We start from the raw sequence: 12,453 nt of genomic DNA, 5'->3' as shown, positions 1-12,453 counted from the left end.
CGGGGCTCCTTTGATCAGCCAAGGCATTCAGTTAAGCACCGCCCCCTGACCGAACAAAGTGTCATACCCGCCTAAATGTCGGCGCTTTCGCCTTGCCCCGAACACAGTACCCGCCGATAGAGCGCCGCTTGCAGATCCTCGAATTTCACCGGTTTGCTCAGGTAATCGATCAAGGCGCCCGTCGGGCAGCGCTCCCGATCGGCGCTGATGGCAACCACGAACACCGGCAACTCGGCACAACCCGGCAAGGCGCGGATCTGGCAGCACAGGGAGGTGCCATCCAGCGTCGGCATCTGACTATCGAGCAAGACCGCATCGAAGGTTTCACGCTGCAAGAGATCGAGCGCGGCAGCACCGCTGTCGGTGGCGCGCACCCGGAAGCCGAGCTTGAGCAACATGCCACGCATTACCAATTGATTGATGCTGTTGTCATCCACCAGCAGCACCGTGCAGTCCTGGGGCAATCGAAGACGCGCAAACTCGCGGGTCATCAAGGGCACCGCCGGCCGCTCGACCACGGGCAGTTCGAACTCGACGTCCAGCTGGAAACGGCTACCTCTGCCGGGTTCGGAACGATGGGTCAGGCGCCCGCCGAGCAATTCGACTAATTGCCGGCAGATCGCCAGGCCAACCCCCAGACCACCGTATTCGCGGGTCATGGAACCGTCGAGCTGGAAGAAGCGCTGATACATCGTCGCCTCCCCCAGATCGGTGAAACCGATCCCGGTGTCGATCACCGCAAACGACAACGACACCCGACCGTTTTCCACCGGTTTGCCCGTCACGCGCAGTGCCAGCCCACCGACCCGGGTGAACTTGATGGCGTTGTCCAGCAGGCATTCCAGGCATTGCGCCAGCTTGGCGCTGTCGCCGTTCAAGCGATCCGGCAAACCCGGCGTCACTTCGACTTTGAAGTCCAGCGACTTGCTGGAAGCATTGCCCTCGAACTGCGCGCGCAAGGTTTCGACCACGCCACGCAAACTGAAGGTTGCCGGACTGACCTTGAGCTTGCCGGCCTGCAATTCGGTCAGGGTCAGGATACCGTTGACCATGCGCATCATGTCCCGCGCGGAACCGGCGGCGGTTTGCTGGTATTGCTCCAGTTCCGGGTCCATCTCGACGGTCTGCATCAATTCAAGTGAACCGATCACACCGTTCATGGGCGTGCGCAATTCGTGGGTCAGGGTGGCGAGGAATTCGTCCTTGAGCTTGTTACTGTGGGCCAATTGCTGGTTCAGCACTTCGAGCTTTTGACCGGCATCGAACAGCGTCTGCGCCTGCTGCTCGCGCATGGCGTTGATGCGGTCGGCCAGGGCCAGGGACAGCAACGCCACTTCGATGGCCGAACCGATCTGGCTGGAATACATCGTCAGGAACACGTTCGGCAGGTAACCCAGCACCATCATCGTGTTGACGACGCCGCCGAGCAGGAACGCCGACCAGGCGATGATGAAATACCGCGCCACCCGCAGGCCACGCAACCAGGCGCACAGCCCGGCGATGAAAATCACCACGGTGAAGACCAGCGCCAAGGCTGTCGCCAGACGCAAGGCCAGGGCGTAGCTGGCCATCAATGACAAACCGATCACCACTGCACTGAACGCAATTAACGCCAGCAGTAAACGGTCGAGCCAGCGACCGTGGCTGGCCGTCTGCAAGAAGCTGCGGGCGAACTGGCTGCCGAACAGTCCTGCGCAACCAATGAAAAACGGCGTCGCGGCGTTGGCCCACCATGGATTGTCGGGCCAGAAATATTCCACCGCTGCGCCGTTCACCGACAGCTGATACAGGCCGAATGAAGCGATGTAGAAAATGTAATAGAGGTAGCTGGTGTCGCGCACGCTGAGGTAGATGAACAGGTTGTAGACCAGCATCCCCAACAACACGCCATAGATCAGCCCCAGCACATAAAGGCGGACCGGCTGTTCTTCGAGGTAAGCGGTGCTCGACCACAAGGTGACTGGCGCCTGGACCGACCCTTCGCTTTGCAGGCGCAGGTACACCGTTTGCGCCTGGTCAGGCGTGAAATTCAGATCGAACAGGTAGTTGTTCTGGCGCAGTTCGCGACTGGCGAACGGTAATGCATCGCCTGTTTGCCGGACCAATTGAAAGTCACCGCCAGCATCGGGCAAATAGAGATCGAGGTGATCAAGGGGCGGATAGGCCAGCTCCAGCAGCCAGGTCCGTTGCGCCGCCGGGTTGGTCGGACGGTAATGCAGATCGATTTTCAGCCAGAACGCCGAACGTGAATAACCGGCATTGAGGGTGGCTTTATCGTGGGGCTTGAAGTTTCCGGCCGCGGCCTGCGCACGAACATCGGCGATGGTCGCTTGACCGCCCGCGTCTTCGTACACCTGCAGGGCCCGGCCCAACGGAAGGCTCTGGGTGAACTCATCGAATTCGACGGCGCTCGCCATGAGGGGCAAGCACAACAGCAACATTAGCAAATAGCGCATTTAAGCCCCAGCGTGGCCTGTCCGGTTATCTCAGGAAGCCCCTCATTCCCTTTGAGTAGACGTAAAACCGGTATTACCTGTTATTGGTTTGGATCCACTCTAGCATAGCCGTTGATGGCCATTGAGCACCATTGAAACTTTTCCTACAAAGGCTCTAGTACGGGCGTTCCAGCGGCAGGAATGGAGCAGATCTGTTTATACGGTCAGGTTGTGACAATGCATCGGCCGTTTCACCCATTCCTGTAGCAGCTGGCGAAGCCTGCGTTCGGCTGCGCAGCAGTCGTGAGTTCAGAAGATATGGTGTATCAGACAGACCGCGAGTTCAGGTTTCACGACTGCTGCGCAGCCGAACGCAGGCTTCGCCAGCTGCTACCAGTCCCTCTCATGACTCGCTGGTCGACTGGTGGTAAGCTCGCGCACCATGAATATCTACAGCTCTCGCCCCGTTGTCCTCTGTCTCTCCGGCCACGACCCAAGTGGTGGCGCCGGCTTGCAGGCAGATATCGAAGCCCTGCTCGCCCAGGGTTGTCATGCGGCCCCGGCCGTCACCGCCCTGACCGTGCAAGACACGGTCAACGTCACTGACTTTCGCGTGCTCGACCGCGAGTGGGTGTTGGCCCAGGCCAATGCCGTGCTCAACGACTCCGAAGTCGCTGCCGTGAAACTGGGCATGCTCGGTTCCCTGGAGATGGTCGACACCGTGGTCGAACTGCTCTCGGCGCACCCGCATTTGCCAGTGGTCTGCGACCCGGTGCTGCGCGCCGGTGGCGGCGGACGACTGGGCAAAGATGAAGTCGGCTACGCCATGCGCGAACGGCTGCTGCCCCTGTCCATCATCGCCACCCCTAACCTTCCCGAAGCCCGCATCCTCGCCGAACTGCCGGAAGGCACCGCGGACGAGTGCGCTGAAAAACTCCTGCCGTTCGTCAAACACCTGCTGATCACGGGCGGTCATGGCGACGAACACGAAATTCACAACCGCCTGTACAGCCGCGACGGCCACCGCGAAACCTTTACCTGCCAACGCCTGCCCGGCAGTTATCACGGTTCCGGTTGCACCTTGGCCAGCGCCCTCGCCGGCCGCCTGGCTCAGGGTGAAAACCTCGCCAGCGCCGTTCAGACCGCGCTTAACTACACTTGGCGTACCCTGCGTGATGCAGAGCAATTGGGCAAAGGCCAGTTCGTGCCGCGTCGCTTGCCGCTGGATTTCTGTTCGTAACTTTCTATTCGCACTGCGGTGAGGCTTGTCCGATGAAACTACGTGGCCTATACGCCATTACCGACAGCCAGTTGCTGGCCGGTAAATTTCTTTCGTACGTGGAGGCGGCGCTGGAAGGCGGCGTCACCCTGCTGCAATACCGCGACAAGAGCAGCGACGAGGCCCGCCGTTTGCGAGAGGCAGAAGCCCTGCGCGATCTGTGCGACCGCTACAAGACTCATCTGATCATCAACGACGACGCCGAACTGGCCGCTCGTTTGAACGTTGGCGTACACCTGGGCCAGACCGATGGCCCGTTGTCTCCGACCCGCGCCCTGCTCGGCTCCAAGGCGATCATCGGTTCGACCTGTCATGCGCAGCTTGAACTGGCCGAGCAAGCGGCCAAAGAGGGCGCGAGCTATGTCGCCTTCGGACGCTTCTTCAACTCCAATACCAAACCCGGCGCACCGACTTGCAGCCTCGATCTGCTCGACCAGGCCCGCAGCAAACTGCACCTGCCGATCTGCGCGATTGGCGGCATCACCCTGGACAACGCCGCGCCGCTGGTGGCCCACGGGGTCGACTTGCTGGCGGTGGTGCATGGCCTGTTTGGCGCCGACAGCACGGCTGAAGTGACCCGCCGCGCCCGCGCCTTTAATGAATTACTGAAAATCTGATTTGAGAGCCCGATCATGTCTCGTTCCGAAACCCTGTTTGCCAATGCCCAGAAACACATCCCCGGTGGCGTGAACTCGCCTGTTCGCGCATTCAAAAGCGTGGGCGGCACGCCGTTGTTCTTCAAACACGCGGAAGGCGCCTACGTCACCGACGAAGACGACAAGCGTTACGTTGACTACGTCGGTTCCTGGGGCCCGATGATTCTCGGCCACAGCCACCCGGACGTGCTGGACGCGGTGCGTAAACAGCTGGAACACGGTTTGTCCTATGGCGCCCCGACCGCGATGGAAACCGAGATGGCCGATCTGGTCTGCTCGATCGTGCCGTCGATGGAAATGGTGCGCATGGTCAGCTCCGGTACCGAAGCGACCATGAGCGCTATCCGTCTGGCCCGTGGTTTCACCGGTCGCGACAACATCATCAAGTTTGAAGGCTGCTACCACGGTCACTCCGACAGCCTGCTGGTCAAGGCCGGTTCCGGCGCCCTGACCCAAGGCGTGCCGAGCTCGGCCGGTGTGCCGGCGGATTTCGCCAAGCACACCCTGACCCTGCCGTTCAACGACATCGACGCGGTCGAAACCATGCTCGCCGACGTCGGCCAGGACGTGGCCTGCATCATCGTCGAGCCGGTGGCGGGCAACATGAACTGCGTACCCCCGGCGCCAGGTTTCCTCGAAGGCCTGCGGACCCTGTGCGACAAGCACGGCGTGGTGCTGATTTTCGACGAAGTGATGACCGGTTTCCGTGTCGCCCTCGGCGGTGCACAAGCGCACTTCGGCGTGACGCCGGACCTGAGCACCTTCGGCAAGATCATCGGTGGTGGCATGCCGGTCGGTTGCTTCGGCGGCAAGCGCGAAATCATGTCGCACATCGCGCCACTGGGTCCGGTCTATCAGGCTGGCACCTTATCCGGTAACCCGCTGGCGATGGCTGCAGGCCTGACGACGCTTCGTCTGATCAGCCGTCCTGGTTTCCACGACGAACTGAGCGACTACACCAGCCGCCTGCTCGATGGCCTGCAACAGCGCGCCGATGCCGCGGGCATTCCGTTCGTGACCACTCAGGCCGGCGGTATGTTTGGTCTGTACTTCAGCGGTGCCGACGACATCGTGACCTTCGATGACGTGATGGCCAGCGACGCAGCACTGTTCGGTCGTTTCTTCCACTTGATGCTCGAAGGCGGCGTTTACCTGGCGCCAAGTGCTTTCGAAGCCGGTTTCACTTCGATCGCTCATGGCGACACCGAGCTGAAACTGACGCTGGATGCCGCCGAGCGTGCATTCGCTGCATTGAAATAACGTTGTGCCGCTGACGTTGGCGACTGCCAGCGTCAGCTTTCACCTGGATTTGCACTCTTATTCCTGTGCTTCTGTTAATAATCTCCCGCAAATGGGGCGATATATTCCCCGCGCAGCAGAAAAACGAGTAAAGACTTTGTAAGGTTGGCCCTGCTTATTTCATAATGCGCGCTTATTGGATCCCCTCGATGGGTCCGCGCGCCCTTCAGAGGTAAGTCGATTCCCATGAACCGCACCGGCCGCGCCCTTGCACTGGGCTGCCTGTTGCTCCTTCAGCCCCTGCTCGCGCTCGCACAAGCAGGCGGCAACTCGTTGTTAATCCCAGCGATGGGTCGCTGCACCCTCAATACTCAGCCGCAAGACCTGACGCAAGCGCTCGCCGCCTGCCAGAAAGCGTCGGATGAAGGGGATGCGCAAGCACAATACGAGTTGGGTGAGTTCTACTACGACGGCAAAAACACCCCGCGAGACCTCAAGATAGCTCTGGGCTACTTCGAAAAGGCCTCGCTGCAAGGCCACGCCCAGGCGCAATTCAAACTCGGCACCATGTTCTTTCACGGCGAAGGCGTGCCGGCCAATAACGTTCAGGCATATATCGTGCTGAAAATGGCCGCGGTCAACGGCGCTGAAGATGCGCTGGATACGGCTGACGAAGTGGCCGAGAAGATGCCTCGCGAAGATCTTGAGGTGGCGACTCAGGTGCTCGGACAGATCTTTCGCAAATACCTGATGGAATTGCAGAGCGCCGATGGGCGTACACCGTTTTCGCCACTTCCCTGATTTCTGTGCCGATCTTTTTGGCGCCTTCGCGGGCAAGCCTCGCTCCTACAAGGGCAGCGTCAGTCCTGTAGGAGCGAGGCTTGCCCGCGAAGGGTGCGACTCGGTCTTACTTCTCAGGCATCGGCATCGGAAACGGCATGACGTTGCCGACCGCGCCGCGGGCTTCGCTGATTTTCGGTGTGCCGAGGCGTTCCACTTCGTCGATGCGCACAATCGAATGCATCGGCACGAAACTGCGCACCACGCCCTCGAACTGAGCTTTCAACTTCTCTTCGCTCGGGTCGACGACCACTTGTGTGCGCTCGCCAAAGACGAACTCTTCCACTTCCAGGAAGCCCCACAGATCACTTTGATAGATCTGCTTGGCATACATTTCGTACACCTGGCCCTGGTTGAGGAAAATCACCTTGTAGATTGGGGCTTCACGTTTGGTCATGGTGGGCGGGCAACACATCGGGGATAAAAATGAGGGCGCGAACTATAGCATAGCCACCGGACGCACAGCGGTAGGAACCTGGGGACATGTTCCCTATAATGCGCGGTTCTTTGAATCACGTGATGACTGTATCCATGGCCAAGAAGCTTTACATCGAAACCCACGGTTGCCAGATGAACGAGTACGACAGCTCGCGCATGGTCGATCTGCTGGGTGAACATCAGGCCCTGGAAGTTACCGCTCGCGCTGAAGACGCCGACGTGATCCTGCTCAACACCTGCTCCATTCGTGAACGCGCCCAGGACCGGGTGTATTCCCAACTCGGCCGCTGGCGCGAACTGAAACTGGCCAACCCGGACATGGTGATCGCCGTCGGCGGTTGCGTGGCCAGCCAGGAAGGCGCGGCCATCCGCGACCGCGCTCCTTATGTCGACGTGGTCTTCGGCCCGCAGACCCTTCACCGCTTGCCGGAAATGATCGATGCCGCGCGCGCCACCAAGCTGCCGCAAGTCGATGTCTCGTTCCCGGAAATCGAAAAATTCGACCACTTGCCCGAGCCGCGCATCGACGGCCCGAGCGCGTATGTGTCGGTCATGGAAGGCTGCAGCAAGTACTGCACGTTCTGCGTGGTGCCTTATACCCGCGGCGAAGAAGTCAGCCGACCATTTGATGACGTGATTGCCGAGATCATTCACCTGGCCGAAAACGGCGTGCGGGAAGTGACACTGCTGGGCCAGAACGTTAACGGCTATCGCGGGAAGACTCACGACGGACGCCTGGCGGATCTCGCCGAGCTGATCCGCGTGGTGGCCGCTGTCGATGGCATCGACCGGATTCGCTATACCACCTCGCACCCGCTGGAATTCTCCGACAGCCTGATCCAGGCCCACGCCGATGTGCCGGAACTGGTGAAACACCTGCACTTGCCGGTGCAATCGGGTTCGGACCGCATACTCTCGGCGATGAAACGCAACCACACCGCGCTGGAATACAAATCCAAACTGCGCAAACTGCGCGCCGCGGTGCCGGGAATCTGCATCAGCTCGGACTTCATCGTCGGCTTCCCGGGCGAGACCGAGAAAGACTTCGAACAAACCATGAAGCTGATCGAAGACGTCGGCTTCGACTTCTCCTACTCGTTCGTCTATAGCCAACGCCCGGGCACCCCGGCAGCAGACTTGGCTGACGAAACGCCGGAAGAACTGAAAAAAGAACGCCTGAACGCGCTGCAACATCGCCTGAATCAGCAAGGCTTCGAGATCAGCCGACAAATGGTCGGTTCGATCCAGCGGATCCTGGTGACTGATTACTCGAAAAAAGACCCCGGCGAGCTGCAAGGCCGGACCGAGAATAATCGTATCGTCAACTTCCGCTGCGACACTCCGACCTTGATTGGCCAGTTCGCCGACGTGCACATCGACGCCGCACAGCCGCACTCGCTGCGGGGCTCGTTGATCCAATAACCGCCGCCTGCCCTGTAGGAGCGAAGCTTGCTCGCGAAGACGGACTGACATTCACCACATGAGTCGTCTGACATACCGCCTTCGCGAGCAAGCTTCGCTCCTACAGGGATCGTGTTTGGCCTTGGGTTATTTAAGAGCTTTCGCACCCAGCCCACTGGCGTTATCCTTGATTTCATCTTAATTGCCCCAGGGCGGCTAAATACGACCTTGAACGCACCCATAGAACCACATCGTTTTATCCTCGAGCCCTTTGAGGCCCGTCGCTTCGCCAATCTGTGCGGGATGTTCGACGAGCATCTGCGCCTGATCGAGCAACGCCTGACCATCGAGATCCGCAACCGCGGAAACCAGTTCGAGCTGATCGGCGATCCAAAACACACCACCTCCGCGGAAAACCTCCTGCGCCGCCTGTACCGGGAAACCAAGGGTACCGAGCTGTCGCCGGACATGGTTCACCTGTTCCTGCAGGAATCGGCCGTCGAAGAGCTGGACAACGTCTCCCCGTCTGAACCCTCCGTCGCCCTGCGCACCAAAAAAGGCATGATTCGCCCTCGCGGCTTGAATCAGCTGCGCTACGTGAAGGAAATCCTCGGTAACGACATCAATTTCGGCATCGGCCCGGCCGGTACCGGCAAGACCTATCTGGCCGTTGCCTGCGCGGTAGACGCGCTGGAACGCGAGCAGATTCGCCGCATTCTGCTGGTCCGTCCGGCGGTTGAAGCGGGCGAAAAGCTCGGCTTCCTGCCGGGCGACCTGTCGCAGAAGATCGACCCGTACCTGCGCCCGCTCTACGACGCACTCTACGAGATGCTCGGCTTCGAACACGTGGCCAAACTGATCGAGCGTCAGGTGATTGAAGTGGCGCCACTGGCCTACATGCGCGGTCGCACGCTGAACAACAGTTTCATCATCCTCGACGAAAGCCAGAACACCACCGTCGAACAGATGAAGATGTTCCTGACCCGTATCGGCTTCGGCTCCACGGCCGTCATCACCGGTGACATCACCCAGGTGGACCTGCCGAAAGGCACCAAATCCGGGCTGCACCATGTGATTGAAGTGCTCAAAGACGTACCGGGCATCAGCTTCACCCATTTCGAATCCAAGGACGTTGTGCGCCATCCACTGGTGCAACGCATCGTCGAAGCCTACGAGCGCTTCGAGAACCGCGTGGCAGACGAAACGCCAAAGGACAGTCGCCGCGATGCTTGAGCTTGATCTGCAACTGGCTACCCAAACGCCTGCCCCCAGCGAAGCCGAGTTCCGCCAATGGTGTGAACTGGCCCTGCGCCAGCGCACCGCCGACTCTGAAATGACCATCCGTTTGGTCGATGAAGAAGAGGCCCGCGAACTGAACCACACCTGGCGGCAGAAGGATTACGCCACCAACGTCCTGTCGTTTCCGGCCGATGTGCCTGACGAGTTTCTCGACATCCCGCTGCTGGGCGATCTGGTGATCTGCGTGGCAGTGGTCGAGCGCGAAGCTGCCGAACAAGGCAAGGAACTAAAGGCCCATTGGGCGCATCTGGTGATTCACGGCTGCTTGCATCTGCTGGGTTACGACCATATAGATGACGACGAAGCCGAAGAAATGGAAGCACTGGAACGAACGTTGCTTGCCGAGTTGGGCTATCCCGACCCTTATGCGGACGACGAAACAGACACACCCCCTATCGTTACAACAAAGGATTCAGAGTAATCGCTATGAGCGAAGATCGATCGAGCAACGGGCAAAAGTCTTGGCTGGGTAAGCTCACCCAGGCTTTTGCCCACGAGCCGAAGAACCGCCAGGAGCTGCTGGAGCTGCTGCGCGATGCACATCAGAACAAGTTGCTGGACAGCGAAGCGCTGGCCATCGTCGAAGGCGCCATCCAGGTTGCAGACCTGCAAGTACGGGACATCATGGTCCCGCGCTCGCAGATGATCAGCATCAAGGCGACCCAGACACCTCGCGAGTTCCTGCCTGCCGTGGTCGACTCGGCCCACTCCCGCTACCCGGTCATCGGCGAAAGCCACGATGACGTGATGGGCGTGTTGCTGGCCAAGGACTTGCTGCCGTTGATCCTCAAGGAGAACGGCGACAGCTTCAATATCAAGGATCTGCTGCGCCCGGCCACCTTTGTGCCGGAGTCCAAGCGCCTGAATGTGCTGTTGCGCGAGTTCCGCGCCAACCACAACCACATGGCCATCGTCATTGACGAATACGGCGGCGTGGCGGGCCTGGTGACCATCGAAGACGTGCTGGAACAAATCGTCGGCGACATCGAAGACGAGCATGACGTTGAAGAAGACAGCTACATCAAGCCGCTGCCCAGCGGAGACTTCCTGATCAAGGCCCTGACGCCGATCGAGAACTTCAACGAGTTCTTCGACAGCGAATTCTCCAACGACGAGTTCGACACCGTCGGCGGTCTGGTGATGAGCGCGTTCGGGCACCTGCCAAAACGCAACGAAATCACTGAAATCGGCCCTTATCGCTTCCGCATCCTCAATGCGGACAGTCGTCGAATCCACCTTTTGCGCCTGACTCCAATTGCCCGTTAAGGATTGACATGCTCCGCGTAACCCGCCCCGGCTGGCCCGGTAATCTGCTGGCCGTGGCGGCCGGTGCACTCACCACCCTGGCCCTGGCGCCGTTCGATATCTGGCCGTTGGCGTTGCTCGCGGTCGGGTTCTTTTATGCCGGTTTGCGCGAGCTGAGCCCCCGTCAGGCCCTGGGCCGTGGCTGGTGTTTCGGTTTCGGCCTGTTTGGCGCCGGCACCAGCTGGATCTATTACAGCATCCACCACTTCGGCGGCGCTTCGGTGTTGCTGGCCGGTTTCCTGATGCTGATCTTCACGGCGGCGATTGCCTGGTTCTTCGCCCTGCCCGCCTGGATCTGGGCGCGCTGGCTGCGTCGCAACGAAGCGCCACTGGCGGATGCCATGGCGTTCGCGGCGCTGTGGGTCGGCCAAGAGGCTTTTCGTGGCTGGTTTCTCACCGGTTTCCCTTGGCTTTACTCCGGTTACAGTCAGCTCGACGGCCCGTTGGCCGGGCTCGCGCCCGTCGGCGGGATGTGGCTGATTTCTTTCACCCTGGCCCTGACGGCTGCGTTGATCTATAACGCGATGCGTCTGGTACGCACGGGGCGAAAAGGTTTCATCGCCGCAGGCGTGTTGCTGCTGGTCGGCCCTTGGGTGGCCGGCATGGCGCTGAAAGAACACGCCTGGACCAGCCCGGCGGGCCCGGCGCTGAGCGTCGCCGCCATTCAGGGCAACATCGAACAAAGCATGAAGTGGGACCCGGCGCAGCTCAACGCGCAGCTGGCGCTGTACCGCGACATGAGCTTCAGCTCCAAACCAGTCGACCTGCTGATATGGCCGGAAACGGCCGTCCCGGTGCTCAAGGAGTCCGCCGAGGGCTACCTGAACATGATGGGGAATTTCGCCGCAGAGCGTAAGTCTGCGCTGATTACCGGCGTCCCGATCCGCCAGGAAGTCCGCCACGAGAAACGCTTCTTCAACGGCATTACCGTCCTTGGTGAAGGCGATGGCACCTATCTCAAGCAGAAGCTGGTGCCGTTTGGCGAATACGTTCCGTTGCAGGACGTGCTGCGCGGGCTGATCGCGTTTTTCGACCTGCCGATGTCTGACTTTGCCCGTGGCCCGGCTGACCAGCCCATGCTGCAAGCCAAGGGTTATCAGATCGCGCCGTTCATCTGCTACGAAGTGGTCTACCCGGAATTCGCCGCCAGCCTGGCGGCGCGCAGTGATTTGCTGCTGACCATCAGCAACGACACCTGGTTCGGCACCTCCATCGGCCCGCTGCAACATTTGCAAATGGCACAGATGCGCGCGCTTGAGGCGGGCCGCTGGATGATCCGCGCCACCAACAACGGCGTGACCGGCCTGATCAACCCGTTCGGTCAGATCACGGTGCAGATTCCGCAGTTCGAACGCGGCATCCTGTACGGCGAAGTCGTGCCAATGCACAACCTCACGCCTTATCTGGAATGGCGTTCGTGGCCGTTGATCATACTTTGCGTGTTGTTGTTTGGCTGGGCGCTGGTGGCCAACCGGATGGCCAAGACCGTTTGAGGATTTGAGGTGCCAGTAAAAGATCGCAGCCTCGTTTCACTCGACAGCTGCTACAGGGTGCGCAATCT

The 12,453-nt window shown here is 60.1% G+C and carries 11 protein-coding genes; 9 read left to right on the top strand and 2 right to left on the bottom strand.

The features are described 5' to 3' along the window. Positions 1-71 precede the first annotated feature (71 nt). Positions 72-2,456, bottom strand: a complete 2,385-nt coding sequence (locus tag ACYZT6_RS00265; protein ID WP_462025263.1) for a hybrid sensor histidine kinase/response regulator — start codon at positions 2,454-2,456, stop codon at positions 72-74. 421 nt (positions 2,457-2,877) lie between these two features. On the opposite strand from ACYZT6_RS00265, the gene ACYZT6_RS00260 reads away from it, so the two are divergent. From ACYZT6_RS00260 to ACYZT6_RS00245, 4 genes are all read left to right on the top strand, one after another. Further along, complete coding sequence (locus ACYZT6_RS00260; RefSeq protein WP_403102581.1) at positions 2,878-3,675, top strand: hydroxymethylpyrimidine/phosphomethylpyrimidine kinase; 798 nt, start codon at positions 2,878-2,880, stop codon at positions 3,673-3,675. Between the two features lie 32 nt (positions 3,676-3,707). Further along, positions 3,708-4,331, top strand: coding sequence for a thiamine phosphate synthase (gene thiE, locus ACYZT6_RS00255; RefSeq protein ID WP_462025262.1), 624 nt, complete (start codon positions 3,708-3,710; stop codon positions 4,329-4,331). Between the two features lie 15 nt (positions 4,332-4,346). Beyond that, positions 4,347-5,630 (top strand): glutamate-1-semialdehyde 2,1-aminomutase, encoded by a 1,284-nt coding sequence (gene hemL, locus ACYZT6_RS00250; RefSeq protein ID WP_462025261.1) that lies wholly within the window; start codon positions 4,347-4,349, stop codon positions 5,628-5,630. A 225-nt stretch (positions 5,631-5,855) separates the two neighbouring features. Continuing rightward, positions 5,856-6,410 (top strand): tetratricopeptide repeat protein, encoded by a 555-nt coding sequence (locus ACYZT6_RS00245; RefSeq protein WP_109635106.1) that lies wholly within the window; start codon positions 5,856-5,858, stop codon positions 6,408-6,410. 106 nt (positions 6,411-6,516) lie between these two features. Here the strand turns inward: ACYZT6_RS00245 and ACYZT6_RS00240 are convergent, their stop codons facing one another. Further along, positions 6,517-6,846, bottom strand: coding sequence for a DUF1820 family protein (locus ACYZT6_RS00240; RefSeq protein WP_007894425.1), 330 nt, complete (start codon positions 6,844-6,846; stop codon positions 6,517-6,519). 134 nt (positions 6,847-6,980) lie between these two features. On the opposite strand from ACYZT6_RS00240, the gene miaB reads away from it, so the two are divergent. From miaB to lnt, 5 genes are all read left to right on the top strand, one after another. Beyond that, the gene (gene miaB, locus ACYZT6_RS00235) at positions 6,981-8,309 is read left to right on the top strand and encodes a tRNA (N6-isopentenyl adenosine(37)-C2)-methylthiotransferase MiaB (RefSeq protein ID WP_462025260.1); all 1,329 of its coding nucleotides are present in this window, start codon (positions 6,981-6,983) and stop codon (positions 8,307-8,309) included. 207 nt (positions 8,310-8,516) lie between these two features. Continuing rightward, the gene (locus ACYZT6_RS00230) at positions 8,517-9,521 is read left to right on the top strand and encodes a PhoH family protein (protein ID WP_461977015.1); all 1,005 of its coding nucleotides are present in this window, start codon (positions 8,517-8,519) and stop codon (positions 9,519-9,521) included. Further along, on the top strand, positions 9,514-10,008 hold the full coding sequence (gene ybeY / locus ACYZT6_RS00225) for an rRNA maturation RNase YbeY (RefSeq protein WP_462025259.1): 495 nt from the start codon (positions 9,514-9,516) through the stop codon (positions 10,006-10,008). Before ACYZT6_RS00230 ends, ybeY begins: the two co-directional genes overlap by 8 nt. Positions 10,009-10,013: 5 nt before the next feature. Beyond that, positions 10,014-10,853: an HlyC/CorC family transporter gene (locus tag ACYZT6_RS00220; protein ID WP_109635113.1), complete on the top strand. Its 840-nt coding sequence runs from the start codon at positions 10,014-10,016 to the stop codon at positions 10,851-10,853. An 8-nt stretch (positions 10,854-10,861) separates the two neighbouring features. Further along, complete coding sequence (gene lnt / locus ACYZT6_RS00215) at positions 10,862-12,385, top strand: apolipoprotein N-acyltransferase (protein WP_462025258.1); 1,524 nt, start codon at positions 10,862-10,864, stop codon at positions 12,383-12,385. The last annotated feature ends 68 nt before the right edge of the window (positions 12,386-12,453 follow it).

Source organism: Pseudomonas sp. RT6P73 (assembly GCF_054897715.1).
This window is presented reverse-complemented; position numbering and strand designations above follow the sequence as displayed.